The 26,330-nt window shown below is 70.0% G+C and carries 29 protein-coding genes and 4 tRNA genes; 7 read left to right on the forward strand and 26 right to left on the reverse strand.

From position 1 onward, the window contains the following. Positions 1-6: 6 nt before the first annotated feature. The 4 genes from rplK to LUX31_RS16605 form a co-directional block, all read right to left on the reverse strand. Positions 7-441 (reverse strand): 50S ribosomal protein L11, encoded by a 435-nt coding sequence (gene rplK, locus LUX31_RS16590; RefSeq protein WP_020132675.1) that lies wholly within the window; start codon positions 439-441, stop codon positions 7-9. 152 nt (positions 442-593) lie between these two features. Next, entirely contained in the window at positions 594-1,454 is an 861-nt protein-coding gene (nusG, locus tag LUX31_RS16595) for a transcription termination/antitermination protein NusG (RefSeq protein ID WP_235475560.1), read from the reverse strand. A gap of 77 nt (positions 1,455-1,531) precedes the next feature. Beyond that, positions 1,532-1,819, reverse strand: a complete 288-nt coding sequence (gene secE / locus LUX31_RS16600; RefSeq protein WP_235475561.1) for a preprotein translocase subunit SecE — start codon at positions 1,817-1,819, stop codon at positions 1,532-1,534. 109 nt (positions 1,820-1,928) lie between these two features. Then, positions 1,929-2,001 (reverse strand) — tRNA-Trp (locus LUX31_RS16605). Between the two features lie 309 nt (positions 2,002-2,310). Here LUX31_RS16605 and LUX31_RS16610 point away from each other — a divergent pair. Next, positions 2,311-3,537 carry a pyridoxal phosphate-dependent aminotransferase gene (locus tag LUX31_RS16610; RefSeq protein WP_235475562.1) on the forward strand — a complete coding sequence of 409 codons (1,227 nt, stop codon included), beginning with the start codon at positions 2,311-2,313 and terminating at the stop codon, positions 3,535-3,537. A gap of 124 nt (positions 3,538-3,661) precedes the next feature. Continuing rightward, on the forward strand, positions 3,662-4,693 hold the full coding sequence (locus LUX31_RS16615; RefSeq protein WP_235475563.1) for an adenosine deaminase: 1,032 nt from the start codon (positions 3,662-3,664) through the stop codon (positions 4,691-4,693). 12 nt (positions 4,694-4,705) lie between these two features. Here LUX31_RS16615 and LUX31_RS16620 read toward each other — a convergent pair whose 3' ends face one another. The 6 genes from LUX31_RS16620 to LUX31_RS16645 all read right to left on the reverse strand — a co-directional run bounded on the left by LUX31_RS16620 (position 4,706) and on the right by LUX31_RS16645 (position 7,255). Continuing rightward, positions 4,706-5,761, reverse strand: coding sequence for a UDP-N-acetylmuramate dehydrogenase (locus LUX31_RS16620; protein ID WP_235475564.1), 1,056 nt, complete (start codon positions 5,759-5,761; stop codon positions 4,706-4,708). Positions 5,762-5,807: 46 nt separating this feature from the next. Beyond that, the gene (locus LUX31_RS16625) at positions 5,808-6,236 is read right to left on the reverse strand and encodes a MaoC family dehydratase (RefSeq protein ID WP_235475565.1); all 429 of its coding nucleotides are present in this window, start codon (positions 6,234-6,236) and stop codon (positions 5,808-5,810) included. Further along, positions 6,236-6,700 carry a MaoC family dehydratase N-terminal domain-containing protein gene (locus LUX31_RS16630; protein WP_235475566.1) on the reverse strand — a complete coding sequence of 155 codons (465 nt, stop codon included), beginning with the start codon at positions 6,698-6,700 and terminating at the stop codon, positions 6,236-6,238. The genes LUX31_RS16625 and LUX31_RS16630 overlap by 1 nt, the downstream gene beginning before the upstream one ends. Before the next feature lie 110 nt (positions 6,701-6,810). After that, entirely contained in the window at positions 6,811-6,975 is a 165-nt protein-coding gene (gene rpmG / locus LUX31_RS16635; RefSeq protein WP_003948671.1) for a 50S ribosomal protein L33, read from the reverse strand. Between the two features lie 88 nt (positions 6,976-7,063). After that, a tRNA-Met gene (locus LUX31_RS16640) sits at positions 7,064-7,136 on the reverse strand. A gap of 46 nt (positions 7,137-7,182) precedes the next feature. Continuing rightward, positions 7,183-7,255 (reverse strand) — tRNA-Thr (locus LUX31_RS16645). Positions 7,256-7,568: 313 nt separating this feature from the next. On the opposite strand from LUX31_RS16645, the gene LUX31_RS16650 reads away from it, so the two are divergent. Then, entirely contained in the window at positions 7,569-8,810 is a 1,242-nt protein-coding gene (locus LUX31_RS16650) for an amidohydrolase family protein (RefSeq protein WP_235475567.1), read from the forward strand. 81 nt (positions 8,811-8,891) lie between these two features. Further along, positions 8,892-9,548, forward strand: a complete 657-nt coding sequence (locus tag LUX31_RS16655; protein ID WP_235475568.1) for an SDR family oxidoreductase — start codon at positions 8,892-8,894, stop codon at positions 9,546-9,548. Positions 9,549-9,594: 46 nt separating this feature from the next. On the opposite strand, the gene LUX31_RS16660 is transcribed toward LUX31_RS16655, so the two are convergent. Next, positions 9,595-9,828: a hypothetical protein gene (locus tag LUX31_RS16660; protein ID WP_235479945.1), complete on the reverse strand. Its 234-nt coding sequence runs from the start codon at positions 9,826-9,828 to the stop codon at positions 9,595-9,597. Positions 9,829-9,929: 101 nt separating this feature from the next. Continuing rightward, positions 9,930-10,011: transfer RNA gene (locus tag LUX31_RS16665), tRNA-Tyr, on the reverse strand. A gap of 235 nt (positions 10,012-10,246) precedes the next feature. Here LUX31_RS16665 and LUX31_RS16670 point away from each other — a divergent pair. Next, positions 10,247-10,735 (forward strand): YajQ family cyclic di-GMP-binding protein, encoded by a 489-nt coding sequence (locus tag LUX31_RS16670; protein WP_235475569.1) that lies wholly within the window; start codon positions 10,247-10,249, stop codon positions 10,733-10,735. A 105-nt stretch (positions 10,736-10,840) separates the two neighbouring features. On the opposite strand, the gene LUX31_RS16675 is transcribed toward LUX31_RS16670, so the two are convergent. Beyond that, on the reverse strand, positions 10,841-11,107 hold the full coding sequence (locus tag LUX31_RS16675) for a GlsB/YeaQ/YmgE family stress response membrane protein (protein WP_235479946.1): 267 nt from the start codon (positions 11,105-11,107) through the stop codon (positions 10,841-10,843). Positions 11,108-11,306: 199 nt separating this feature from the next. On the opposite strand from LUX31_RS16675, the gene LUX31_RS16680 reads away from it, so the two are divergent. Beyond that, entirely contained in the window at positions 11,307-12,575 is a 1,269-nt protein-coding gene (locus LUX31_RS16680) for an APC family permease (protein WP_235475570.1), read from the forward strand. A 43-nt stretch (positions 12,576-12,618) separates the two neighbouring features. On the opposite strand, the gene LUX31_RS16685 is transcribed toward LUX31_RS16680, so the two are convergent. From LUX31_RS16685 to LUX31_RS16745, 13 genes are all read right to left on the reverse strand, one after another. Then, a complete protein-coding gene (locus tag LUX31_RS16685; RefSeq protein ID WP_235475571.1) occupies positions 12,619-13,197 on the reverse strand; it encodes an SMI1/KNR4 family protein in 579 nt (192 codons plus the stop codon). Positions 13,198-13,330: 133 nt separating this feature from the next. Then, positions 13,331-13,726: a YccF domain-containing protein gene (locus LUX31_RS16690; RefSeq protein WP_235475572.1), complete on the reverse strand. Its 396-nt coding sequence runs from the start codon at positions 13,724-13,726 to the stop codon at positions 13,331-13,333. After that, complete coding sequence (htpX, locus tag LUX31_RS16695) at positions 13,723-14,586, reverse strand: zinc metalloprotease HtpX (RefSeq protein ID WP_235475573.1); 864 nt, start codon at positions 14,584-14,586, stop codon at positions 13,723-13,725. Before htpX ends, LUX31_RS16690 begins: the two co-directional genes overlap by 4 nt. A 163-nt stretch (positions 14,587-14,749) precedes the next feature. Then, on the reverse strand, positions 14,750-16,273 hold the full coding sequence (locus LUX31_RS16700) for an NADH-quinone oxidoreductase subunit N (RefSeq protein ID WP_235475574.1): 1,524 nt from the start codon (positions 16,271-16,273) through the stop codon (positions 14,750-14,752). Further along, the gene (locus tag LUX31_RS16705; RefSeq protein WP_235475575.1) at positions 16,270-17,847 is read right to left on the reverse strand and encodes an NADH-quinone oxidoreductase subunit M; all 1,578 of its coding nucleotides are present in this window, start codon (positions 17,845-17,847) and stop codon (positions 16,270-16,272) included. The genes LUX31_RS16700 and LUX31_RS16705 overlap by 4 nt, the downstream gene beginning before the upstream one ends. A gap of 6 nt (positions 17,848-17,853) precedes the next feature. Then, positions 17,854-19,848, reverse strand: coding sequence for an NADH-quinone oxidoreductase subunit 5 family protein (locus LUX31_RS16710; RefSeq protein WP_235475576.1), 1,995 nt, complete (start codon positions 19,846-19,848; stop codon positions 17,854-17,856). Further along, a complete protein-coding gene (gene nuoK, locus LUX31_RS16715) occupies positions 19,845-20,243 on the reverse strand; it encodes an NADH-quinone oxidoreductase subunit NuoK (protein WP_235475577.1) in 399 nt (132 codons plus the stop codon). The genes LUX31_RS16710 and nuoK overlap by 4 nt, the downstream gene beginning before the upstream one ends. Then, positions 20,243-20,938 (reverse strand): NADH-quinone oxidoreductase subunit J family protein, encoded by a 696-nt coding sequence (locus LUX31_RS16720; RefSeq protein WP_235475578.1) that lies wholly within the window; start codon positions 20,936-20,938, stop codon positions 20,243-20,245. The genes nuoK and LUX31_RS16720 overlap by 1 nt, the downstream gene beginning before the upstream one ends. Then, positions 20,935-21,516, reverse strand: a complete 582-nt coding sequence (locus tag LUX31_RS16725) for a NuoI/complex I 23 kDa subunit family protein (protein WP_235475579.1) — start codon at positions 21,514-21,516, stop codon at positions 20,935-20,937. Before LUX31_RS16725 ends, LUX31_RS16720 begins: the two co-directional genes overlap by 4 nt. Continuing rightward, on the reverse strand, positions 21,516-22,484 hold the full coding sequence (locus LUX31_RS16730; RefSeq protein ID WP_235475580.1) for a complex I subunit 1/NuoH family protein: 969 nt from the start codon (positions 22,482-22,484) through the stop codon (positions 21,516-21,518). Before LUX31_RS16730 ends, LUX31_RS16725 begins: the two co-directional genes overlap by 1 nt. After that, on the reverse strand, positions 22,481-23,740 hold the full coding sequence (locus tag LUX31_RS16735) for an NADH-quinone oxidoreductase subunit C (protein WP_235475581.1): 1,260 nt from the start codon (positions 23,738-23,740) through the stop codon (positions 22,481-22,483). Before LUX31_RS16735 ends, LUX31_RS16730 begins: the two co-directional genes overlap by 4 nt. Beyond that, entirely contained in the window at positions 23,737-24,357 is a 621-nt protein-coding gene (locus LUX31_RS16740) for an NADH-quinone oxidoreductase subunit B (protein WP_235475582.1), read from the reverse strand. Before LUX31_RS16740 ends, LUX31_RS16735 begins: the two co-directional genes overlap by 4 nt. Beyond that, a complete protein-coding gene (locus LUX31_RS16745) occupies positions 24,348-24,734 on the reverse strand; it encodes an NADH-quinone oxidoreductase subunit A (protein ID WP_235475583.1) in 387 nt (128 codons plus the stop codon). Before LUX31_RS16745 ends, LUX31_RS16740 begins: the two co-directional genes overlap by 10 nt. A 254-nt stretch (positions 24,735-24,988) precedes the next feature. Between LUX31_RS16745 and LUX31_RS16750 the strand changes: the two genes are divergently transcribed. Further along, positions 24,989-26,200: a sensor histidine kinase gene (locus LUX31_RS16750; RefSeq protein ID WP_235475584.1), complete on the forward strand. Its 1,212-nt coding sequence runs from the start codon at positions 24,989-24,991 to the stop codon at positions 26,198-26,200. Positions 26,201-26,330 lie beyond the last annotated feature (130 nt).

Consider the following 26,330-nt stretch of genomic DNA (forward strand, 5'->3'; position numbering starts at 1 on the left):
TGGGGCTCAGCCCTCGACCGTGATGCCCATGGAACGGGCGGTGCCGGCGATGATCTTCGACGCGGCGTCCAGGTCGTTGGCGTTCAGGTCGGGAAGCTTGGTCGTGGCGATCTCACGGACCTGCGCCTCGGTGATCTTGGCGACCTTGGTCTTGTGCGGCTCGCCGGAGCCCTTCTCGACACCCGCGGCCTTGAGGATCATCTTCGCGGCCGGCGGCGTCTTGGTGATGAAGGTGAAGGAGCGGTCCTCGTAGACCGTGATCTCCACCGGGATCACCCAGCCACGCTGCGACTCGGTCGCGGCGTTGTACGCCTTGCAGAACTCCATGATGTTGACGCCGTGCTGACCGAGCGCGGGGCCGACCGGCGGGGCGGGGTTCGCCGCACCGGCGTTGATCTGGAGCTTGATAAGCCCCGTGACCTTCTTCTTCTTGGGAGGCATTCCGGGTCCTCTATCTTCGTTGGTCTTCGCTGTGCCCGACAGAAGCCAGGCAACCGCACCACGATAAAGGACACCGTGGCGAGGCGTGAAACCGAGCAGGTCAGGCCAGCTCCGGGAGAGCCGACCTGACCTGGACGGAAGCTGGTGACGTGCTAGTTCTTCTGGATCTGGTCGAACGACAGCTCGACCGGGGTCTCGCGGCCGAAGATCTCGACGAGGCCCTTGACCTTCTTCGAGTCGGCGTTGATCTCGTTGATGGTCGCCTGCAGCGTCGCGAACGGGCCGTCGGTGACGGTGACCGAGTCGCCGACCTCGAAGTCCAGCACCTGCACTTCGAGCTTGCGGGCCGGAGCGGGCCTGCCCTCGGCCTCGGCGGCCTCACGAGCGGCCTTCTCCTCGGCCTCCGGCGCGAGCATCTTGACGATCTCGTCCAGGGTCAGCGGGTACGGGTCGTACGCGTTGCCCACGAAGCCGGTGACACCGGGGGTGTTGCGGACGACGCCCCAGGACTCGTTCGTCAGGTCCATGCGGACGAGAACGTACCCGGGAAGCTTGTTCTGGCGGACCGTCTTGCGCTCGCCGTTCTTGATCTGCGCGACCTCTTCCTGCGGCACCTCGGCCGCGAAGATGAAGTCCTCGACGTTGAGCGAGACGGCACGCTGTTCGAGGTTGGTCTTCACACGGTTCTCGTAACCGGCGTACGTGTGGATGACGTACCACTCGCCGGGGAGCGTGCGCAGTTCCTCGCGGAGGGCCTCGACGGGGTCGACGGGCTCGGCCTCTTCTTCGACCTCGGCCTCGGCGGACTCTTCGTCCTCGTCGGTGCCGACCTCGGTGACGTCGGCGTCCTCATCGTCCTCGATGTGGATGGCGTCTTCCTCGGCGGGCTCCCCCACGGCGGCGTCGGCAGCGTCGACCTCGTCCTCGACCTCATCGGCGCCCTCGACGATATCCAGCTCGTCATCCACGGACTCGTCCGGCACGATGGCGTCGTTCAGGTTCGGGTCAGACACGGTGGCTGCTTCTTCCTGGATACATGTGGGTGGAACATGCGAAAGGGGCGCCGCACCCGGCGCCCTTCGCTCTTGGCTCAGCCGAAGACGTACTTGGCGGCTTTGTCGAGGCCAAAGTCAATCACAGTCACCAGGCCGATCATGATGACCACAAAGACGATCACCACGGTCGTGTACGTCGTCAGCTGGTTACGCGTAGGCCAAACGACCTTGCGGAGTTCCGCGACGATCTGGCGGTAGAAAACCGCGAGACGCTTCAGCGGACCCTTCTTGGCACGCTTGCCGCCCTTGCGAGTCTTCTTGTCCGACTCGGGCGCCTCGTCCTGGGCATCAGGCATGTCGATGGAGCCCACGGCGTCCGCCATTCATCCTCACCTGTTCCCGGGTCGTGGCCGTGCCGCGCCCGGTCTGAGCCGCACGGCGATGCAATGCAGTACGTACATGCGCACACAGCCTGGTGACAGGCGTGTGTAGCAGGGCCGGAGGGACTTGAACCCCCAACCGCTGGTTTTGGAGACCAGTGCTCTACCAATTGAGCTACGACCCTTTGGTGGTTACCCCAACGTACCGTACTCGCCCGGAAGCTCGGTGTGCACCGGATGAGCGCGGGCCGGTGAAGGCCAACGAGGTGAGAGTGTACGTGCTCCAGCGACGATCGTCGAACAGAAAGCACCCGCTGGGGCGTTGCCGACGGAAGATCGCCCAGCCCGGGCCCCGGATCCGGACGCTTGTTCAGCCTTCCGCCCCGCCCGGCACCTGATTCTTCTCCCCCTGGGTGATCCACTCCGGTATCCGGTCTGACCAATACGTGAAACCCGTGTGCCGTGGAGGTTTCCGGTCTGAAACGATGGGCACCATGAGCGCTGCAACCCCTTCCACCGAGCGCCGGGTCTCCGCCCGAGTCGGCGCGATCTCCGAGTCCGCCACCCTCGCCGTGGACGCCAAGGCCAAGGCCCTGAAGGCCGCCGGGCGCCCGGTGATCGGCTTCGGCGCCGGTGAACCGGACTTCCCGACCCCGGACTACATCGTCCAGGCCGCCGTCGAGGCCTGCTCGAACCCGAAGTACCACCGCTACACACCGGCCGGTGGTCTCCCCGAGCTGAAGGCCGCGATCGTCGCCAAGACGCTCCGCGACTCGAACTACGAGGTGGACGCCTCCCAGGTCCTGATCACCAACGGCGGCAAGCAGGCCATCTACAACGCCTTTGCCGCGATCCTCGACCCGGGCGACGAGGTCATCGTCCCGGCCCCGTACTGGACGACGTACCCGGAATCGATCCGTCTCGCCGGCGGTGTCCCGGTCGAGGTCGTCGCGGACGAGACCACCGGCTACCGGGTCAGCGTGGAGCAGCTGGAGGCGGCCCGCACCGAGCGGACGAAGGTCGTCCTGTTCGTCTCCCCCTCCAACCCGACCGGCGCGGTCTACAGCGCCGAGGACACCGAGGCGATCGGCCGCTGGGCCGTGGAGCACGGCCTGTGGGTGCTGACGGACGAGATCTACGAGCACCTCGTCTACGGCGACGCCAAGTTCACCTCGCTCCCCGCGATCCTCCCCGAGCTGCGCGACAAGTGCATCGTCGTCAACGGCGTCGCCAAGACGTACGCCATGACGGGCTGGCGGGTCGGCTGGATCATCGGCCCGAAGGACGTCGTCAAGGCGGCGACCAACCTCCAGTCGCACGCCACCTCGAACGTCTCCAACGTGGCCCAGATCGCCGCCCTCGCCGCCGTCTCCGGCAACCTGGACGCGGTCGCGGAGATGCGGGTGGCCTTCGACCGCCGCCGCCACACCATCGTGCGCATGCTCAACGAGATCGACGGCGTGGTCTGCCCGGAGCCCGAGGGCGCCTTCTACGTCTACCCGTCGGTGAAGGCCCTCCTGGGCAAGGAGATCCGCGGCAAGCGCCCGCAGGACTCGGTCGAGCTGGCCGCGCTGATCCTGGACGAGGTCGAGGTGGCCGTCGTACCGGGTGAGGCGTTCGGCACACCGGGCTATCTGCGTCTGTCGTACGCCCTGGGCGACGAGGACCTCGTCGAGGGCATCAGCCGCGTACAGAAGCTGCTGGCCGAGGCGACGGACTGAACCTCGTGATGTGAGTGGGCCGCTTCCCTCCGGGAAGCGGCCTTCTTTCGTCTCTCAGTGCGAGCAAGACCACGTTCAGGGAAAGCGCTACCGATCCGGGCGAGAGGTACGGCAGGATCCTCGAATGGAGCACGTACGTGATGTCTCTGAACTGCCGAAAGCCCATCTGCACCTGCACTTCACCGGGTCGATGCGTTCCGCGACCCTGCTGGAACTGGCCGACAAGTACGGTGTGCGGCTGCCCGAGGCGCTGACCGACGCCCTCACCAGCGGCGAACCACCGAAACTCCGGGCGACCGACGAGCGGGGCTGGTTCCGTTTCCAGCGGCTCTATGACGCGGCCCGGTCCTGTCTGCGCGAGCCCGAGGACATCCAGCGGCTGGTCCGCGAAGCCGCCGAGGAGGACCGCAGAGACGGTTCGGGCTGGCTGGAGATCCAGGTCGACCCGACCTCGTACGCCCCTCGCCTGGGCGGTCTCATCCCGGCGCTGGAGGTCATCCTGGACGCGGTGGAGACCGCGGGCCGGGAGACCGGCATCGGGATGCGGGTCCTGGTGGCCGCGAACCGCATGAAGCACCCCTTGGACGCGCGCACGCTGGCCCGGCTGGCCGTGCGGTACGCGGACCGGGGTGTCGTCGGCTTCGGGCTCTCGAACGACGAACGGCGGGGCATGGCCCGGGACTTCGACCGGGCCTTCGCCATCGCGCGCGAGGGCGGCCTGCTGTCGGCCCCGCACGGCGGTGAGCTGACGGGCCCGGCGTCGGTCCGCGACTGCCTGGACGACCTGCACGCGTCCCGGATCGGCCACGGCGTCCGGGCGGCGGAGGACCCGCGCCTGCTGAAACGCCTCGCGGACCGCCAGATCACCTGCGAGGTCTGCCCGGCGTCGAACGTCGCCCTGGGCGTGTACGAGAAGCCCGAGGACGTGCCCCTGCGCAAGCTCTTCGAGGCGGGCGTGCCGCTGGCCCTGGGCGCCGACGACCCGCTCCTCTTCGGTTCCCGCCTGGCGGCCCAGTACGAGATCGCCCGCCAGTACCACGCCTTCACGGACGCGGAACTGGCCGAACTGGCCCGGCAGTCGGTACGGGGTTCGGCGGCGCCGGAGGGTGTACGGGCGAAGCTCCTGGCGGGAATCGACGACTGGCTGGCCTCGTAGCTCGTACGGGCCTTACAGGCTGACGCCGACCGTCACCGGTTCGTTGACGAGGGTGACCCCGAAGGCGTCCCGGACCCCGGCGACGACCTCGCGGGCGAGGGCTAGCAGGTCCTCCGTGGTGGCCTGGCCCCGGTTGGTGAGGGCCAGGGTGTGCTTGGTGGAGATACGGGCGGGTCCGGTGCCGTACCCCTTGGTGAAGCCGGCCTTGTCGATCAGCCAGGCCGCCGAGGTCTTGGTGCGGCCCTCCTCCGCCGGGTAGGCGGGCGGTACGGCGTCGGCGCCGAGCCGCTCCGCCACGCGCGCGTGGAACGCGGCGAACTCGGCTTCCGTGAGGATCGGGTTGGTGAAGAAGGACCCGGCGGACCAGGTGTCGTGGTCCTCGGGGTCCAGGACCATCCCCTTGCCCGCGCGGAGCTTCAGCACGGTCTCACGGGCCGCGTCCAGCGGCACCCGCTCGCCGGGCTCGACGCCGAGGGCACGGGCCGTCTCGGCGTACTTCAGGGGCGCCGACAGCCCGTCCGCGTCCTCCAGGGCGAAGCGGACGCGCAGGACGACATGGCGCTCGGGGTCGGCCTTGAAGCGGCTGTGGCGGTACGAGAAGGCGCAGTCGGCGCCCGTGAGGGTGACCGTCTCGCGGGCGACCCGGTCGTAGGCGACGACCTCGGTGATCGTCGAGGACACCTCCTGGCCGTAAGCGCCCACGTTCTGGATGGGCGTCGCACCGGCGGAGCCGGGGATCCCGGCGAGGCACTCGATCCCGGCAAGCCCGGCCTCGACCGTGCGTGCGACGGCGTCGGTCCACACCTCGCCGGCGGCCAGCTCCAGCCCAGTGCCGTCAAGGTCGAAGCCGGTCGTGGCGATCCGCAGAGCCGTCCCCGCGAACCCCTTGTCGCCGATGACCAGGTTGGAGCCGCCGCCGATGATCAGGAGCGGGGTCCCGGAGTCGTCGGCCTCGCGGACGGCGGCGATCACCTCGGCGTCGGTCGTCGCCGTGATCAGCCGGTCCGCGGGGCCGCCGAGCCGGAAGGTGGTCAGCGGGGCGAGGGGCGCGTCGTGGATTTCCTGCACGCGCCCAAGACTACGAGACCCCACTGACAGTGCCCGACTGCCGGACTCAGCTCAGCCGGACGACGGCCCGGGACATGCCCAGCACCTTCTGTCCCGCGCACATGGCGAGGAGGTCGACACGGACCTTGTTGTCGTCGAGCTTGGCGCCGACCTTGCCGCTGACCTCGATCGTCGCGCCCTGGTCGTCGTTGGGGACGACGACCGGCTTGGTGAAGCGGACGCCGTACTCGACGACCGCGCCCGGGTCGCCGACCCAGTCGGTGACGACGCGAATCGTCTCGGCCATGGTGAACATGCCGTGCGCGATGACGTCGGGCAGACCGACCTCGACGGCGAACCTCTCGTTCCAGTGGATGGGGTTGAAGTCCCCGGAGGCGCCCGCGTACTGGACGAGGGTGGCGCGGGTCACGGGGAAGGTCTGGGCGGGCAGCTCGGTGCCGACCTCGACCTCGTCGTAAGCGATCTGCGTCGCCATCAGGCCTCGCCCTCCTCGGGGACCGCCGCGCGCGCGACGAGCTTGGTCCAGGCGGTCACGACGTGCTCGCCCGCCTCATCGTGGACCTCGCCGCGGATGTCGATGATCTCGTTGCCGGCCATGGACTTGATGGTCTCGATGGTCGAGGTGACGGTGAGCCGGTCGCCCGCGCGGACGGGCCGGACGTAGGCGAACTTCTGGTCCCCGTGCACCACTCGGCTGTAGTCCAGGCCGAGCCGCGGGTCCGCCACGACGTCTCCCGCCGCCTTGAAGGTGATGGCGAACACAAAAGTGGGCGGGGCGATCACATCGGGATGACCGAGCGCCTTGGCGGCCTCCGGGTCGGTGTAGACCGGGTTGGTGTCACCCACCGCGACCGCGAACTCGCGGATCTTCTCCCGGCCGACCTCATAGGGCTCGGTGGGCGGGTAGGACCGCCCCACGAAGGACTGGTCGAGCGCCATGGACTCGGCACCTCCTGAGTGATGTCCTGAGCGACGTTCTGAGTGATGCAACGACGCGAGGCCGCCCCCCAACCAACAGGGGACGGCCTCGACGTACGAGCCTGATGTAACTATCGCGTTTCGCGGTGCGCGGTGTGCGCATTGCAACGCGGGCAGTGCTTCTTCATCTCCAGTCGGTCCGGGTTGTTACGCCGGTTCTTCTTGGTGATGTAGTTCCGCTCCTTGCACTCCACGCAGGCCAGCGTGATCTTCGGGCGGACGTCGGTGGCAGCCACAGGAGTGCTCCTTGACGAACGGATGGGACGATGAACGCATAAAAGAGTAGCCGATCGAAGGACCGACCCCGCAATCGGCTACTGTCAGTAGCGGTGACCGGACTTGAACCGGTGACACAGCGATTATGAGCCGCTTGCTCTACCGACTGAGCTACACCGCTGTGATGCGATCGGACCCCGCCTTGCGACGGGGACCTCTCACACCAGAGCCCCAATACGGAATCGAACCGTAGACCTTCTCCTTACCATGGAGACGCTCTACCGACTGAGCTATTGGGGCGAGCGATGAAGACATTACACGCTCGGCTGCCGTTCACCCAAATCCGTTTCGCGGCCCCCGTCCCGCCCTGTTCCGGCCCCCGATCCGCACTCCTCCCGGACGCCGAAAACCCCTCCCCCAACAGCCCCGAAGCCCCCTCCCGAAACCGCCCCCACACCCCCCTCGCCAGGGATCTTTCCCGTCCGGCGGACCACACCGGTACGACTATTCCGCTCCTCCGCAACACGGACGGATGCCCGCCCTAGGCTCGACTCACTCTGCGTGATCTTGTGTCCCCATCTTGCGCGCAGCCGCCCCCGAGCACAGGAGCGCGATGCCCGACAGCCAGCCGCAGCCGCCCCACTCCTCGTCGCCCGCTTCCTCGGGCGATCCGGCGGCGCTCCTCCTCTGCGGCGCGCGTCTCACCGACGGCCGGACCGTGGACGTACGGCTGGGCGGCGGTCGTATCGAGGCGGTCGGCACGGTCGGCAGCCTCAGCGCGTACGCCACCTGCGTGGACCTCAGCGGCTACCTCCTCCTGCCGGCCCCCGCCGAACCGCACGCGCACGGCGACACGGCCCTGTCCGCCGACGCCGACGGCCCGGTCTCGTACGACCCGCAGGACGTCCAGCGCCGGGCCACCGAGGCCGCGCTGCTCCAACTCGGCCACGGGGCCACGGCGTCGCGCTCACACGTGCGAATCGGCGACGTACCGGGCCTTGGCGCGCTGGCCGCCGTACTGCAGGCACGACGGGCGCTGCGCGGCCTCGCCGAGCTGACGGCGGTGGCCATGCCACGGGTGCTGACCGGCGCCGCCGGGGCGGACGGGCTGGCGATGCTGCGGGACGCGGTGAAGATGGGCGCGTCGGTGGTGGGCGGCTGCCCGGACCGCGACCCCGATCCGACCGGCTATGTCGAAGCGGTCCTGGAGGTCGCCTCCGAGCACGGCTGCCCGGTCGATCTGCACACGGACGGTGACGACCCGGCCCGGCTGGCCCGCCTCGCGGCGATGGCGGGCGGTCTGCGTCCCGGTGTGACGATCGGCCCCTGCGGCGGCCTCGGCCGACTGCCCGCCGAGGTGGCCTCACGGGCCGCGGACCAGCTGGCGGCGGCGGGCGTGACGGTGGCGTGCCTCCCGCAGGGCGGCTGCGGGGGCGCTGAGCGCCGTGCGACGGCTCCGGTACGGCTGCTGCGGGCGGCCGGGGTCCGGGTGGCGGCGGGCAGCGGCGCGCTCCGGGACGTGGCGAACCCGGTGGGTCGCGGGGACCCCTTGGAGGCGGCGTATCTGCTCGCCTCCCGTCACGGTCTGCGCCCGGAGGAGGCGTACGACGCCGTGAGCACGTCTGCGCGGGCGGTGCTCGGCCTGCCGGAGGTCCGCGTGGAGGCGGGTTTCCCGGCGGAACTCCTGGCGGTCCGGGGCGACCGCCTGGCCGGCGCGCTGTCCCTGGCCTACAGCCGAATCGTGGTGCACAGGGGGCGCGTTGTGGCACGGACGAGCGCGGTACGGGAGTACTGCAACACCCCGGCAGCGGCGGCCCTGGATCTGCCGAGGCAGGGGCGTACGGAGCTGTCGTGAGGTGAGTGCGGCCCCTGTGGGAGCTGTGCGGCGAAGGGTCTGTCCGGGCGTAGGGGTCCCTCCGGGCGTACGGTCGAAAGCATGCGCATTGTCATAGCTGGAGGTCATGGTCAGATCGCGCTGCGGCTGGAGCGTCTGCTCGCCGGGCGCGGTGACGAGGTCGCGGGCATCGTCCGCCGCCCCGAACAGGGCGACGACCTGCGGGCGGCCGGCGCGGAACCGGTCGTGTGCGACCTGGAGTCGGCGTCGGTGGAGGAGGTCGCGGAGCTGCTGCGGGGCGCCGACGCGGCGGTCTTCGCGGCGGGCGCGGGCCCGGGCAGCGGCACGGCCCGCAAAGACACGGTGGACCGGGGAGCGGCGGTGCTGTTCGCGGACGCGGCGGTCCGGGCGGGGGTACGCCGGCACCTGGTCGTGTCGTCGATGGGCGCGGACCCGGCCCACCCGGGCGACGACGTCTTCGACGTCTACCTGCGCGCGAAGGGCGAGGCGGACGCATACGTCAGCGGCCTGGACGCGCTCGACTGGACGATCCTGCGCCCCGGCGCCCTGACCAACGACGCCGGCACGGGCCGCGTACGCCTGGAGGCGGACACGGGTCGCGGCGCGATCCCCCGGGACGACGTGGCCGCCGTCCTCACGGAACTCCTGGACACCCCGGCGACGGCGGGCCTGACGCTGGAACTGATCGGCGGCTCGATGCCGGTGTCGGTGTCGGTGAAGTCGGTGGCCAGCAACTGAGAAGTGGGCGAGGGCGAGGGGGCAGAAGAGAGAAGCGGGTGACAGGTCAGAAGAGGGGCAGCTGGCCGGGGAATTCCGGGACGACGTACCCGTCCAACGCGGGCTGGGCCGCCCCGAGTTCCGCCTGCCGCCGAGACCCGGGGCACGAGACGAGTTCACCACTCCCCCGGGCCCCCGGCGGATCGTGCCGAGCGAATCTCCCGGCGACGACAGCGATCTCCCGCCGGCACTCGGGACAGTGCCGGCGACGGGACGACGACGCGAACGACGGTCGTGACATCGATGACATGGGGCCACTCTCCCTCATGACCCAGGCACGCGCTGACAACGAAAAGGCCCTCTTTTCTCTACGTTCCCGCAGAGAAAAGAGGGCCTTCAACGTGGCGGCGCCAGGGTTCGAACCTGGGTAGGCTGAGCCGGCAGATTTACAGTCTGCTCCCTTTGGCCGCTCGGGCACACCGCCAAGGTTTGCTGCCCTTCGAACCGCTTTTCGGCGGTGCTCCGTGGCAACGACGTAAACGATACCCGATGCACAGGGGTGCTTCGCCACTCGATTGAGCGGCGCTCGGGGGGTAGGGGGTGGCTAGGCTTATGCGGATGCGGCCCGGGACGTACGCCGGGCTCGGCTGCTGTCCCCACGCATGCCGAATCGCAACCCACAGATCCCGACAAGCACCCCATACAAGGAGCCACAGGACATGGCCGACTCCAGTTTCGACATCGTCTCGAAGGTCGAGCGGCAGGAGGTCGACAACGCCCTCAACCAGGCCGCCAAGGAGATCTCCCAGCGCTACGACTTCAAGGGCGTGGGTGCCTCGATCTCGTGGTCCGGCGAGAAGATCCTCATGGAGGCGAACTCCGAGGAGCGGGTCAAAGCGGTCCTCGATGTGTTCGAGACCAAGCTGATCAAGCGCGGCATCTCGCTGAAGGCCCTGGACGCCGGTGAGCCGCAGCTCTCCGGCAAGGAGTACAAGCTCTTCGCCTCGATCGAGGAGGGCATCTCCCAGGACAACGCGAAGAAGGTCGCGAAGATCATCCGCGATGAGGGCCCCAAGGGCGTGAAGGCCCAGGTCCAGGGCGACGAGCTGCGCGTCAGCTCGAAGAGCCGCGACGACCTTCAGGCCGTGCAGGCACTGCTCAAGGGCAAGGACTTCGACTTCGCGCTGCAGTTCGTGAACTACCGGTAGTCCACGAGTGGTTGATGGACTGACGAGGTGACGAGGGGTGGGCGTTCCAGGGCGCCCGCCCCTCCCTGCTTTTCCCTCATTGCCGACTGCGGACCCGGTGTGCGCTCAGTCGCGCGAGTTGCCGAACAGGATGCGGTACGCGACCAGCAGCACGAGCGAGCCGCCGATCGCCGCCGCCCACGTGGTGCCGTCGTAGAAGTCCTTGCTGATGGGGTGGTCGAGGAAGCGCGCCGAGATCCAGCCACCGATGAACGCGCCCGCGACGCCGATGACCGTCGTGCCGATGAAGCCGCCCGGGTCGCGCCCCGGCAGCAGGAACTTGGCGATGGCCCCGGCCAACAGCCCCAGGATGATCCAGCCGATGATGCTCATGCCGTGAACCTGCCCCTCTGCGCTGTGCTCGAACTGTCCCGGCACTGTGACTTCGTCGACCTTGGGTGGCGTGATACCGCCGGTCGACTTCGCCGGGCTGGTGCCGGTGCGTTCGTGTTGGTGCGTTGTTGGTGTCGCGTTGCTGTACACGACGTCAACGCGCTGCCCGGCGGTTGCACCGGTCAGTAGGGTGCGGCCCATGACACAGCCCGGAGCGGAATCGACCGCCGAACTGAGACGCACCCTTGGCGTCGGGGACGCCGTGGTCATCGGGCTCGGTTCGATGATCGGGGCCGGCGTCTTCGCAGCCCTGGGACCCGCGGCACGCGCGGCCGGGTCCGGGCTGCTGCTCGGACTCGCCGCGGCGGCCGTGGTCGCCTACTGCAACGCCATGTCGTCCGCCCGGCTGGCCGCCCGCTATCCCGCCTCCGGTGGTACCTATGTCTATGGGCGTGAGCGGCTCGGCGACTTCTGGGGCTATCTCGCGGGCTGGTCGTTCGTCGTCGGGAAAACGGCCTCCTGTGCGGCTATGGCGCTCACCGTGGGCGCGTACGTCTGGCCGAGTCAGGCGCACGCGGTGGCGGTCGCGGCCGTGGTGGCACTGACCGCGGTGAACTACCTCGGCGTCCAGAAGGCCGCCTGGCTGACGCGGACGATCGTGGCAGTGGTCCTGGCTGTCCTCGCTTCCGTCGTGGTGGTGTGCCTGGGCTCGGACGCCGCCGACGCCGGTCGGTTGGACGTCGGGGCCTCCGGTGGTGTGGGCGGCGTGCTCGAGGCGGCCGGGCTGCTGTTCTTCGCGTTCGCCGGGTACGCCCGGATCGCGACCCTCGGCGAGGAGGTCCGGGATCCCGCGCGCACCATCCCCCGCGCGATCCCGTCGGCCCTGGGCATCACGCTGGTGGTGTACGCGGCGGTGGCAGTGGCTGTCCTTTCTGTGCTGGGGTCAGGTGGTCTCGGGCAGGCGACCGCCCCACTGGCCGACGCGGTCCGTGCGGCGGGCGTGCCGGGGCTGGTTCCTGTCGTACGGGTGGGTGCCGCCGTGGCCGCGCTCGGCTCGCTGCTCGCCCTGATCCTGGGCGTCTCACGGACGACACTGGCCATGGCCCGTGACCGTCATCTGCCCGGCGCCCTGGCCGCCGTGCATCCGCGCTTCCAGGTGCCCCACCGGGCCGAGCTGGCCGTGGGTGCGGTGGTCGCGGTGCTGGCCGCGACGGTGGACGTACGGGGTGCTGTCGGCTTCTCCTCCTTCGGGGTGCTGGCGTACTACGCGGTGGCCAACGCCTCCGCCTGGACACTGAGTTCGGCGCCGACGTCTCGGGTGGTGCCGGCGGTGGGGCTTCTCGGCTGTGTGACGCTGGCGTTCGCGCTTCCGGGGGTGTCGGTGGTCGTGGGCACGGGTGTGCTGGGTCTGGGGGCGGTCGTGTACGGCGTGCGACGGTGGTGGCCGGCTTCGGGGTCGTCGGCCTGACCTCACCGCTGACGGAACTCGTGTCGGTTACTCGGTCAGCCGGCTACGAGGCCTGGGCCGGCGGTGTCGCTGTCGCCGTGCGTATGCGGAGGTCGGGCCAGGGCTCCAGGTCCATGTCGGCGTTGAGTTCCTCGTACCAGCCCGTGCCGTCGAGCCAAGACCGCAGCCACTCGGCGAGGGCCGGGGCGTCGGTGTACCACGCGTGGTCGGCGTCGTCGGCGTTCGGCTCGAAGAGCAGGACGGTGCCTTCGGGCGTACGGCAGTCCACGCACGCGTACATTCCGCAGCCCCAGTGGGATATCGGCAGCATGCCCTCGGGCCAGGGCCAGTCCGGGTCCTTGCGGGCCTCCTCACGGTTGGCGAGGTACTGGGCGACGACGGCCGGCTCCCCTGCGGGCGCGCTGTCGAGCAGGGGCAACAGGCCGTACTCCGGGCCGAATCCGCCGTCTCCTATCCGGAGATAGAGCGCGGCCAGGAGTGGTGGCAGGGGGAAGCCGAGGGCGGTCTCGGCGCGGTCGAGCGTGGCCGTGTCCACGGGTGCGGGAAGTGAAGGCCAGCCCCACGGCCGGGTGTTGCGGGCCTCGGCCGCCACCCGTGTCAGCAACTGCTCGATCTCGGTCATGGATTCATCATGCAGGCCGCCACTGACAATCGGGCGGGCCTGTGGATAACCGGCGGGCCGGGACGGGAGCCCACCGGCAGCCTGTGGAAAACGGTCGGGTAGGGCGCCGACCGCTTCCCCTCCCCCGGCCGGACTACCAGCGCGAGCTGAACGGCTGGTCCGTCGGCACGATTTCGCGGCCGAGCGGCATCAGCGAGACCGGGATGAGCTTGAAGTTGGCGAAGCCGAACGGGATACCGATGATCGTGATGCACAGCAGAACGCCGGTGACGACATGGGCCAGCGCGAGCCACCAGCCCGCGAGGACCAGCCACAGCACGTTGCCGACGCACGAGGGGGCACCCGCGTCGCGGCGCTCGACCGTCGTGCGGCCGAAGGGCCAGAGGGCGTACACGCCGATACGGAAAGCGGCGATGCCAAAAGGAATGCCGATGACCGTGATGCAGAGCAGCGCGCCCGCCAGCACATAGCCGAGGAACAGCCAGAAGCCGCTCAGGACGAGCCAGATGATGTTGAGGATTGTCTTCACTGGGGGCGACCTGCCATCTTTTCGAGCCGGGCGATGCGCTCCGCCATCGGCGGGTGCGTGGAGAACATCTTGGAGAGTCCCTGGCCTGGGCGGAAGGGGTTCGCGATCATCATGTGGCTCGCGGTCTCGATCCGCGGCTCGGGGGGCAACGGGAGTTGTTTCGTGCCCACTTCCAGTTTGCGCAGGGCGCTCGCGAGGGCCAGCGGGTCGCCGGTGAGCTGGGCGCCCGACGCGTCGGCCTCGTACTCCCTGGAGCGGCTGATGGCCAGTTGGATGAGGGAGGCCGCGAGCGGGCCCAGGATCATGATCAACAGCATGCCGAGGATGCCGGGGCCGTCGTCGTCGTTCGAGCGGCCGATCGGGATCAGCCAGGCGAAGTTGACCAGGAACATGATCACGGAGGCCAGGGCGCCGGCGACCGACGAGATGAGGATGTCGCGGTTGTAGACATGGCTCAGCTCATGGCCGATGACGCCGCGCAGCTCGCGTTCGTCCAGGATGCGCAGGATGCCTTCGGTGCAGCACACGGCCGCGTTGCGCGGGTTGCGGCCCGTCGCGAACGCGTTCGGTGCCTCGGTCGGCGAGATGTACAGGCGCGGCATGGGCTGGCGGGCCTGGGTGGAGAGATCACGGACCATGCGGTACAGGGCCGGGGCCTCGAATTCGCTCACCGGGCGGGCGCGCATCGCGCGTAGAGCCAGCTTGTCGCTGTTCCAGTACGCGTACGCGTTCGTGCCGATCGCGATGAAGAGTGCGATCACCAGTCCCGTACGGCCGAAGAAGCTGCCGATGACGATGATGAGTGCGGACAGTCCCCCGAGGAGTACGGCTGTCCTGAGCCCGTTGTGCCGGCGGTGCACGGTACGCCCTCCAAGTGGTGCGGCAGGGGAACCCTGGTGTCAGGTCCAGTGGACCCTTCTGTACTGGTCAACGCCAGGCGAGGGTTCGCAGTTCCCTTGCGTGCGCGCAGGCGCGCGTGGGCCGTTCGGGTGAGGGGTCACGCGCGCGTGCGGTCGCGGCGGGTCAGAAGAGTCCGGTGTCGGCGAAACGCAGCACCAATTGGGGTGCGCCGGAGAGGGCGATGCCGAGGACGGCGGTCAGGGCGATCGCGGCCGTGAGGGGGGCCGGGGCACGGTGGCGTTCCTCGGCTCCCTCGGGGACGCGGAAGAGCAGGGCCGTCCACTGGAGGTAGTAGAAGAGGGCGATCACCACGTTGACGGCCATGATCACGGCCAGCCAGCCGAGTCCGGCGTCGACGGCCGCGGAGAAGACGGTGACCTTCGCGAAGAGGCCGATGATGCCCGGCGGCAGCCCGGCGAGGCACAGCAGGAAGAAGCCCAGGACGAGCGCTGCCAGGGGGCGGGTGGCGTACAGACCGCGGTAGTCACTGACGCGGTTCAGGGGCTTCGTACGGGCCACCAGGGCGGCCACGGCGAAGGCGCCGAGGTTCACGGCGGCGTACATGAGGGCGTACGCGACGGTGGAGCCGATCGATTTCTGGGCGTCGTCGGAGTACGCGGCGGCGGCGATCGGCACCAGGAGGTAGCCGGCCTGGCCGACGGAGGACCAGGCGAGCAGGCGTACCGCGCTGTACGCGCGCGTGGCCTGCTGGCGCAGGGCTCCGACGTTGCCGACGGTCATGGTGAGCGCGGCCAGGGCTGCCAGTGCGGGGCCCCAGACGTCGGCGTACGACGGGAAGGCGACGACGGTGACGAGGATCAGGCCGGAGAAGCCAACGGCCTTGCCGACGACCGACAGGTAGGCGGCGATGGGCAGGGGCGCCCCCACGTAGGTGTCGGGTACCCAGAAGTGGAAGGGCACAGCGGCTGTCTTGAAGGCGAAGCCGATGAGGGTGAGGACGACGCCCGCCTGGGCGAGGGTGTGGAGTTGTGGGTTGACGTCCTGGATACGGTCGGCGATCTCGGTGAGGTAGAGGGTGCCGGTGGACGCGTACACGAAGCTGATGCCCATGAGGCTGACCGCGGTGGCCGTCACGGAGGACAGGAAGAACTTCAGGGCCGCTTCGGAGGACTTGCGGTCGCCGTGCCGGATGCCGACGAGGGCGAAGGCGGGCAGGGAGGCGACCTCCAGGGCGACGATCAGAGTCGCGAGGTCGCGGGAGGCGGGCAGGAGGGCCGCTCCGGCGGCGGAGGACAGCAGCAGGAACCAGTACTCCCCTTCGGGGAGTCCTCGGTCGGCGTCCTTGAGGGCGGTGACCGAGAGGAGGGCGGCGAGCAGCGCGCCGCCGAGCACCAGGAACTGGATGACGAGCGTGAAGCGGTCCGCCGTGTAACTGCAGGCGTCCGAGCTGCCAGTGAGGCAGAAGGTGGCGCGGTCGCCGTCCAGGAGGGGCAGCAGGAGGAGCGCGGAGGCGGCGAGGCCGACGACCGAGGTCCAGCCGAGGACCGCCTTCTTGTTGCCGCCGATGAACAAATCGGCGACCAGCACGGCGAGCCCAACGACGGCCGCGAGGGTGGGCGGTGCGATGGCGAGCCAGTCGACGGACTGGACGACGGACTGGGCCGTGGACTGGGCCAGGGCGCTCATCGGGGGCCTCCGGAAAGGAGCTGCTGCACGGCCGGGTCGGTCAGCCCGAGGAGGGCCTTCGGCCACAGTCCGGCGACGACGGTGAGGGCGACGAGCGGGGTCCAGGCCGCGAATTCGTACGTCTGTACGTCGGCGAGCTGGGGGGCGTCCGGTTGCGGGGCGGCGCCCATGCAGACGCGGCGTACGACGACGAGCATGTACGCGGCGGTGAGCAGGGTGCCGAACGCGGCGATCGCCGTGAAGGTGAGGAAGGCGGGGCGGCTGAGGTCGTCGGCGGGGTCGAACGCGCCGAACAGGGCCAGCATCTCGCCCCAGAACCCGGCGAGGCCGGGCAGTCCGAGCGAGGCGACGGCGGCGAAGGCCACGAGGCCGCCGAGGCGCGGGGCCCGGCCGTAGAGGGCGGCGCCGGTGCGGTCGGCGAGGGTGTCGAGGTCGGAGGTGCCCGTGCGGTCCTTCAGCGCGCCGACCAGGAAGAAGAGGAGGCCGGTGATGAGGCCGTGGGCGATGTTGGCGAAGAGCGCGCCGTTGACGCCGGTCGGGGTCATGGTCGAGATGCCGAGGAGCACGAAGCCCATGTGGCCGACGGAGGAGTAGGCGATGAGCCGCTTGAGGTCGCCCTTCGCGCCCTGCCGGGCGAGGGCCAGGCAGGCCAGGGAGCCGTAGATGATCCCGACGACGGCGAAGGCGGCGAGGTAGGGCGCGAAGGTCCGGAATCCGTCGGGTGTGATCGGCAGCAGGATACGCACGAACCCGTACGTGCCCATCTTGAGCAGGACGCCCGCCAGCAGGACCGAGCCGACGGTCGGGGCGGCGGTGTGGGCGTCCGGCAGCCAGCTGTGCAGCGGCCACATCGGCGTCTTGACCGCGAGCCCGATCCCGATCGCCAAAGCGGCGGTGACCTGCACGGATGTGCTCAGTCCGGGGCCGTTGTCAGTGGCGAGTGCCATGATGTCGAACGTGCCCGCCTTGATCCCGATCAGGAGCAGGCCCAGCAGCATGACGACGGATCCGAGCAGGGTGTACAGGATGAACTTCCAGGCCGCCCGGGTCCGTTGCTCGCCGCCCCAGCGGGCGATGAGGAAGTACATCGGGATGAGCACCATCTCGAAGGCGAGGAAGAACAGCAGCAGGTCGAGGACGGCGAAGGTCGCGAGGGTGCCGGACTCCAGGACGAGGAGGAGCGCGACGAAGGCCTTCGGGGACGGGCCTGCGGGGAGCTTGAAGTAGGAGTAGAGCGCGCAGAGGAAGGTCAGGAGCGCGGTCAGGACCAGAAGGGGGAGGGAAATGCCGTCGACGCCGAGGTGGATCCGCACGTCGAGTGCCGGGATCCAGCTGATGTCGGTCGTGGCCTGCATCTTCGACGGATGGTCATGGTCGAAGCCGAGCGCGAGAACGATCGCGGCGATGAGCACCGCACCGGTGACGGTCACGCCGTGCCGCAGCACGGCCTGCTCCGGCGACTTCCCCTTCAGCCCGGGCGGGGCCGGCAGAAGAGCGGCGACGGCCCCGATGAGCGGGCCCACGACGAGGAATGCCAGAAGGAACTGCATCACTGACTCGTTGATATCGATCACGCCTGCTCACGCTCCCGTGGCGACGAGGAGGACGGCGACCACCAGGACGACGGTGCCGGCGAGCAGCGCGCTCACATAGGTCTGTACGTTGCCGGTCTGGGCGCGCCGTACGCCGGCACCCAGCAGGCGGGGCACGGCGCTCGCGCCGCGTACGTAGGTGTCGACGACCTCTCGGTCGAGGAACCGGACGAGGGTGGCGCCGGCCTGGACCGGGCGGACGAACAGCGCCGTGTACAGGGCGTCCAGGTGGAAGCCGACAGCCGCGTGGCGATGCAGCGGGCCGAGCAGGAGTCGGCCGGGGTCCGCCGGGTCGGGTGCGCCGGCCATGTCTCCGTAGGCGGGGGTGTGGGTGGCGATGGCCTCGGCCTCGACCAGGCCGCCGTCCGCGTCCGGGTGGGCCGCGACCGCGCCCAGGGGGACGCGGGCCGCCAGGGCGGTGGTGTGGCGCCAGGCTCCGTAAGTGACGATGCCGCCGACCAGCGCCACTCCCGTGCCGAGGACGGAAGTGGTGAGGGTCGGGGTCAGGTCGTGGCCGTCGAACCAGTCGGGCAGCCTGCCGTAGGCGAGCCCGCCCAGGGCGAGGGAGGGGATCGCGAGGACCCAGAGCACGGCGGTCATCGCGACGGGCTGCCTGCCGTGGTCCGGGGCCTCGGCGCCCTTGCCGCGGAAGGCAAGCAGCCACAGACGCATCGCGTAGGCGGCGGTGAGCAGGGCCGAGACCAGGCCGGCGACGAGGACGATCCAACCTGCGGCGTCCGGGATGCCCTCGGCGTGGCCGGTGGTGACGTGTTCGGCGGCGCCGAGGACGGACTCCTTGGAGAAGAAGCCGCTGAAGGGCGGGATCGCGGCGAGGGCGAGGAGCGCCACGGTCATCGTCCAGTAGGCGTCTGGGACGCGGGCGCGCAGGTTGCCCATACGGGACATGGCGGCCAGTGAGTTGGTGCCGGCGGCGTGGATGATCACGCCGGCCGCGAGGAACAGCAGCGCCTTGAAGGCGCCGTGGGTGAGGAGGTGGAAGACGGCGGCACCGCGGTCGCCGACGGCGAGGGCGCCGGTCATGTAGCCGAGCTGGCCGATCGTCGAGTAGGCGAGGACGCGCTTGATGTCGTCCTGGGCGAGGGCGGCGAGGGCAGAGCCGGCCATCGTGACGGCGGCCATGACGGCGAGGACGACCAGTGCGGCCGAGGAGGCCGCGAAGACCGGGAGGAGCCGGGCGACGAAGTAGACACCGGCGGCGACCATCGTCGCGGCATGGATCAGCGCGGAGACGGGGGTGGGGCCCGCCATAGCGTCGGGGAGCCAGGTGTGCAGCGGGAACTGTGCCGACTTGCCCGCCACGCCGGCCAGGAGCAGCAGGGCGACCAGTGTCGGGTGGTCGAGGCCGCCGGTCGCGACGGTGCCGAGGATCTTCGTGATCCGGAAGGACCCGGCGTCGGTGGCGAGCGCGAACAGGCCGATCAGGAAGGGGACATCACCGAGCTTGGTGACGAGGAAGGCCTTGAGGGAGGCGGCGCGGGCCTCCGGGGTCTCCCAGTAGTGGCCGACCAGGAAGTACGAGCAGATGCCCATGATCTCCCAGCCGACCAGCAGCACCATCAGGTCGCCGGAGTAGACGACGAGCAGCATCGCGGAGGTGAACAGGGAGACGAGAGCGGCGTACGAGGGGTAGCGCGGGTCGTCGCGCAGATAGCCCGTCGAGTAGATCTGCACGCAGGTCGCGACCAGGCCGACCAGGACAGCGACGAGGGCGGCGAAGCCGTCGATGTGCAGGGCGAGTTCGACGGGGACCGAGCCGGTGGGTGTCAGCTCGGTGGCGGCGTCGACGGCCCGGTCGCCGCCCTGGCGTACGGCGACGACCACGGCGAGGGCGAGTGCCGTGAGGGTGGGCAGTACGGCGAGGGGGCGTACGAAGCCGGGGGCCGTGCGGCCCAGGAGCAGGCCGGCCGCGGCGCCCAGGAACGGGAGGAGGGGGACGAGGACGGCGAGGGTGGTCGTGGTCACGCGGTGGCCTCAGCCTTCTCGTCTTCCGTTTCCGTGCCGTCTGCGGCGTCCGTGCCGGTGGCTTCGTCGGGGCCGTGCGGTTCGGCGGTGTCGCGGAGCTTGTCGATGTCGGCGGTGCCGCGGTTGCGGTGGACGGCGAGGACGATCGCCAGGCCGATGCCGATCTCGGCGGCCGCGATGGCGATGGTGAACAGGGTGAGGGCCTGGCCGGAGTGCAGGGTCTCGCGGGCGGTCCTGCTCAGCCAGACGTCGAAGGCGACCAGGTTGAGGTTGACGGCGTTGAGCATCAGCTCGACGGACATCAGGACCAGGATCGCGTTGCGGCGGGCGAGGACGCCGTAGAGGCCGGTGGAGAAAAGGAGGGCGGAGAGTACGGCGGGATAGGCGAGGTGCATCAGAGGGCACCTTCCTGCTCTGCCGGGTTGTTTAGCTCGATCGGGTGATTCCGGGAATCCGGGACAGAGGGGGAACTACCGGTCGCGGCTCGGGAGTTCACAGGGGGAGAACTCGACTCCGCCTTCGTCTTGCGGGACAGGACGATCGCCCCGACCAGGGCCGCGAGGAGAAGTACGGAGAGGGCCTCGAAGGGCAGGACCCAGTTCTGGAAGAGGCTCGCACCGGTGACGGCGGTGGAGCCGGCTGCGGCACCGTCCAGGTCGATCCAGGTCGTGCGGAAGGCGTCGACGACGACCCAGACCAGGGCGGCGGCCGAGGAGAGGGCAACGGCGAGGGCGGCCCACCGGTTGCCGGAGTCGGCGTCCGGGGAGCGGCCGATGGGGGCCCTGGTGAGCATCAGACCGAAGAGAAGGAGGACGACGACGGAACCGACGTAGATGAGGACCTGTACCCAGGCGATGAACTCGGCTGTGAGGAGGAGGTACTCGACGGCGAGGCCGCCGAGGGTCACCACCAGCCACAGGGCGGCGTGCACCAGCTGCCGGGTGGTGACGGTGACGAGCGCGGCGCCGAAGGTGACCAGGCCGACGAGGAGGAAGGCGATCTCGACGCCGGTCGGGGAGAGGAAGCCGTGGGTGTCGGAGGCGGCGGTCGTGGTGCGTGCTGCCGTCGCGGCGGCTGCGGCAAGGCTCACGAGTTCCCCTCCTGCGGCTCGGGCTGCTGAGGTCCGGTCTCCTGCGGCTCGGGCTGGGTGGCCGCCAGCTTCTCCGCCGCTTTGCGGGCCGCCGCGATCTCCTTCGGTTCCTCGGCTGCGGGGTCGAGGGCGGGCGGGGCCGGGACCGTCCACATCCACTCGCGGAGCTTGTCGCGTTCGTGGGTGAGTTCGTGGATGTCGGTCTCGGCGTACTCGAACTCCGGGGACCAGAAGAGGGCGTCGAAGGGGCACACCTCGATGCAGATACCGCAGTACATGCAGAGGGAGAAGTCGATGGCGAAACGGTCGAGGACGTTACGGCTGCGCTCGCGGCCCCCGGGGGCCGCGGCCGGGACCGTCTCCTTGTGGGAGTCGATGTAGATGCACCAGTCCGGGCACTCGCGGGCGCACAGCATGCAGACCGTGCAGTTCTCCTCGAAGAGTCCGATGACTCCGCGGCTGCGGGGCGGGAGGTCGGGCTGGGCGTCCGGGTACTGCGCGGTGACGGTCTTCTTCGTCATCGTGCGGAGGGTGACGGCCAGGCCCTTGGCCAGTCCTGAGCCAGGGATGGGGGCCACTAGGAGATCACCACCTTGACGATGCCGGTGAGGGCGATCTGGGCGAGGGAAAGGGGGACGAGGAGGGTCCAGGCGAGCTTCTGGAGCTGGTCCTCGCGCAGGCGGGGGTAGGTGACGCGCAGCCAGATGACGACGAAGGCGAGGACGGCTGTCTTGAGGAGGGTCCAGACCCAGCCGAGGCCGTCGGCAGCCCAGGGGCCGTGCCAGCCGCCCAGGAAGAGGACGGTGGTGAGGCCGCACAGGACGACGATCCCGGCGTACTCGGCGAGGAGGAAGAGGGCGAAGCGGAGGCCGGTGTACTCGGTGTAGGCGCCGAAGATGATCTCCGAGTCGGCCACCGGCATGTCGAAGGGGGGCCGTTGGAGTTCGGCGAGGCCGGCGACGAAGAAGACGATCGCGCCGACGATCTGCCAGGGCAGCCACCACCACTCGAAGGCGTCGACGATGCCGGGGAGCGAGACCGTGCCGGCGGCCATCGCGACCGAGGCGGCGGTCAGCAGCATCGGGAGTTCGTAGGCGAGGAGTTGAGCGGCGGTGCGCAGGCCGCCGAGGAGGGAGAACTTGTTGGCCGACGCCCAGCCGGCCATCAGCGAGCCGAGGACGCCGACGCCCATGACGGCGAGGACGAAGAAGATGCCCGCGTCGACGACCTCGCCGACGGCGCCCTCGCCCGGGCCGATCGGGATGGCGAGGAGGACGAGGAGGTACGGGAGGAGGGCCACGGCCGGGGCCAGTTGGAAGATACGGCGGTCGGCTCCGGCCGGGACGATGTCTTCCTTCTGGGCGAACTTGACGCCGTCGGCGACGAGTTGGGCCCAGCCGTGGAAGCCACCGGCGTACATCGGGCCGAGGCGGCCCTGCATATGGGCCATCACCTTGTGCTCGGTCTGACCGACGATCAGGGGGAAGGTGAGGAAGACGACGAAGACGATCAGGAGTCGCAGGGCGACGTCGAGCGCGTCGTTCACTGCGAGCCTCCTGAGGGGTTCTCGGGGGTGCCCTTTTCGGGGGCGGGGTCCTCCGGGGTCGGGGTTTCCGGGGCGGGCGCTTCTGGTGCAGGAGCTTCCCGGGCAGGGGCTTCCGGTGCAGGGGCCTCGGTCGGTGCAGGGGCCTTGGTCGGTTCGGAGGCCTCGGTCGGTTCAGGGGCCTTCGGGGTGGGCTCGTCGAAGGCGGGGCGGGCGTGGTGCCAGGGGGCGTCCGCCGTGGGGGGCGGCTTGGGGGCCTCTGTCGGCGGGGGCTCGGGAGCGGCGGCCTCGGTCGGCGGTGTCTGGGGGCGCTGCGATGCCGAGCCCTGGCTTGCGCTGCGCGACCGGCGGGGGGTGGCCGACGGGGCGGCCTCCGCGGGGGTGCCTTCCGTTGCCCGGGGCGAGCCTGCCGGGGTCTGGCCCGCCGGGGATGCCGGGGACTGGCCCGCCGGGGATGCCGGGGACGGGTCTGCCGGGGACTGGCTTGCCGGGCCTGCCAGGGCCTGGCCCGCCGGGGTCTGGCCCGCCGGGGTCTGGCCCGCCGGGGACTGGCTTGCCGGGCCCGCCGGGGACTGGCCCGCCGAGGCCTGGCTTGCTGAGCCTTCCGAGGTCGTGCGGGTGCGGCGTGCCGGGCGGTCGGTGGGCGTGCGGCCGGCGGCTGCTCGGGGCGGGCGGGTCGGGGCCGGGGGGAGTTGGCCCTTCAGGGGGCCCCATTCGTTGGGGTCGGGGACGCCCGGTGGGAGCATCTGGCGGCGCTTGGGGCCGCCGTGCTCCGACTCCCCCGGTTCCTTGGCGCCCGGCCATGCCTTGGCTACACGGGCCGCCAGTACGAAGTCCTTGCGGAGGGGGTGGCCCTCGAAGGTTTCCGGGAGGAGGAGGTGGTCCAGGCCCGGGTGGCCCTCGAAACGTACGCCGAACATTTCGTGGGTCTCGCGCTCGTGCCAGGCGGCGCCCGCGTAGACGTCCACGAGGGAAGGGAGTACGGGGGACTCGTGCGGGACTGTCGTGCGTACGAGGAGACGGCGGACCGGGGAGAGGGCGACCACGTGGGCTGCGACGCGGAAGCCGGTGCCCGGTTCGTCGACCGCGCTGAGCCAGTCGAAGTAGGTGCAGGAGAGGCGGTCGCGCGCTGTCTCCAGGGCTGCCGTCCAGGAGGTCGGGGGTACGTCGACGGTCAGGACGTCGTAGGACTCCTCGGCCGTGGCCTCCGTACCGAAGAGGTCCTCGGTGGGGGCGGGCAGCCAGCCGGTTGCCGTCACCTGTTCGACTCCCCTGCGGCCGGCGGCTGCACCAGGGGGCTCTGGAGTGCGGCCGGGGACGGGCGGGTCGATCGGGCGGACGCGTACCGCTCGCCCAGGGACTCGCGGGCGATCTTCTCCTGGAGTTTGAGGATGCCCTGGAGGAGGGCCTCGGGGCGGGGTGGGCAGCCGGGGACGTAGACGTCGACCGGGATGATCTGGTCGACGCCCTTCGTCACGGAGTAGGAGTCCCAGTAGGGGCCGCCGCAGTTGCTGCAGGCGCCGAAGGAGATGACGTACTTCGGCTCGGGCATCTGTTCGTAGAGGCGGCGTACCGCAGGGGCCATCTTGTCCGTGACCGTGCCCGAGACCACCATCAGGTCGGCCTGGCGGGGGCCGGGGGCGAAGGGGATCACGCCGAGGCGGATGAAGTCGTGGCGGGCCATGGACGCGGCGATGAACTCGATGGCGCAGCAGGCGAGGCCGAAGTTGAAGACCCAGAGCGAGTAGCGGCGGCCCCAGTTCAGGACCACCTTCATCGGTTCGGGGGCCAGGCGGGCGAGGGCGCCCAGCCGTTTCGGCTCCGGCAGCAGAACGGGAACCGATTCCCGTGAATTCGTTTCTGGCGTCACGTCCATGTCAGGACGCCCTTCTTGTATGCGTAGAGCAGGCCGACGGCCAGGAAGCCGAGGAAGATGAACATCTCGACGAGGGTGGTCGCGCCGTAGCCCGGGGCGGCGAAGACGGTGGCCCAGGGGAACAGGAAGATCGAGTCGACGGCGAAGATGACGTAGAGGAAGGCATAGACGTAGTAGCGGACCTGGGTGTGGGCCCAGCCCTCGCCGACGGGGTCGACACCGCACTCGTACGTCATGAGCTTCTCGGGGGTCGGGACCACGGGGCGCAGCAGGCGGCCGGCCCCGAAGGCGACCGCGACGAAGAGCACGCCCACGACGGCGAGCAGGCCGACGACGGAGTAGGACTGGAAGTACTCCGACGCCGCGATGTACCCCATGTGTTCAGTGTGCTCCGTCGCGGCGGTGGCGGTCGGTGCCTGCACGTCCGTCCCTCGCTCCCTGGCCTCGTCACGTCTCGCCCCTGGCGTTCGGCGATCTGTACGGACGGGAGTCTAGGGCCTGCTAAAGAGACCGTAAGCAGCCCGTCACGCATGGCCATGCCCGAAGTGATGTGCAAGGTGGGGTTTTCCCCCGGGTCGGCGGGCGGTCCGCCTCATGGCGCCGGGGCGCGGCGGCGGGCAGGCTGGCGAACATGACCGCACGTATCACCGCCACCAGCGCGGAAACCGAGGGCGACCGACTGCCCCCTGCCCGTTTCGCCCTCGACCCGCACACCTGGAAGGAGATCGCCCATCTCCTGGCCAACCTGCCGATGGCGTTGTTCGGTTTTGTGTACGTGGTGACCGTGGTGTCGACGGGGTTCTTCCTCACGTTCACGGTGATCGGCGTCCCGCTGCTCGCCGCCGGGTTGATGGGCGCACGCCAGTTGGGCCGGATCGAACGGGCGCGGGCCAGGGTGCTGCTCGGGGTGCGGGTGGACGAGCCGAGTCCGCTGCCGCTGGCCGGGCGGGGCGCCCGTGGCCAGGAGCTCGGGTTCTTCGGGCAGTTGTGGATGGCGTTGAAGGACCCGGTCGGCTGGCGGACCATCCTGTACGACTTCGTGCGGCTCCCGTGGGCCGTCCTCACCTTCACTGTCGTGCTCGTGTCGTTGTTCGTGCTGTGGCCGGTGCTGCCGTTCGTGGCGCGGGGGCTCACCAACGTGGACCGGGCGATGGTGCGCGGGCTGCTGTCGCCCTCCGACGAGCTGGAACGCCGTATCGCCGAACTGGAGTCCGACCGGGGGGTCGTGGTCGACACTGCCGCCGCCGATCTGCGGCGGATCGAGCGCGATCTGCACGACGGGGCGCAGGCCCGGCTCGTGAACCTCGCGATGGGGCTCGGGCTGGCCAAGGAGAAGCTGCTGGAGGGCCAGGCCGACGAACACGTGGCGGCGATGGTCGAGGAGGCGCACGGCGAGGTGAAACTCGCGCTGCAGGAGCTGCGCGATCTGGCGCGCGGGATCCATCCGGCCGTGCTGACGGACCGGGGGCTGGATGCCGCGCTGTCCTCGGTGGCTTCGCGGTGCACGGTGCCGGTGCAGGTCACGGCCGATCTGCCGGCCAGGCCGGCCGCCGCCATCGAGGGCATCGCCTACTTCACGGTCTCCGAGCTGCTCCAGAACATCAGCAAGCACAGCGGGGCGCGGAACGCCTCCGTCGATGTGTGGCGTACCGAGGACCGGCTGCTGATCCAGGTCTGGGACGACGGGCGGGGCGGTGCGCGGCTGGACGGCGGTACGGGGATGGCGGGGCTCGCGGACCGGCTGGGCGCGGTGGACGGGCTGTTCGTCATCGAGTCGCCCGAGGGCGGACCCACGACGGTCACGGCCGAGTTGCCCTGGCGGGAGCGGGTCGAGCAGTCGTAGGCAGGGCTTTCTTTTCAGGGTTTTGGTAGGGAAAACCCCCGGGGGAAGACGCCTACGTGCTCCATGGTCCGTGGGGGTCGGGGCGAGCAGGCTGATGGCAGGCGAACAGGGCAGCGGCGGGCGCGCCGAC

Origin of the sequence: Streptomyces sp. GQFP, from assembly GCF_021545335.1 — a bacterium.
In the GTDB taxonomy this organism is placed as follows: Bacteria; Actinomycetota; Actinomycetes; order Streptomycetales; family Streptomycetaceae; genus Streptomyces.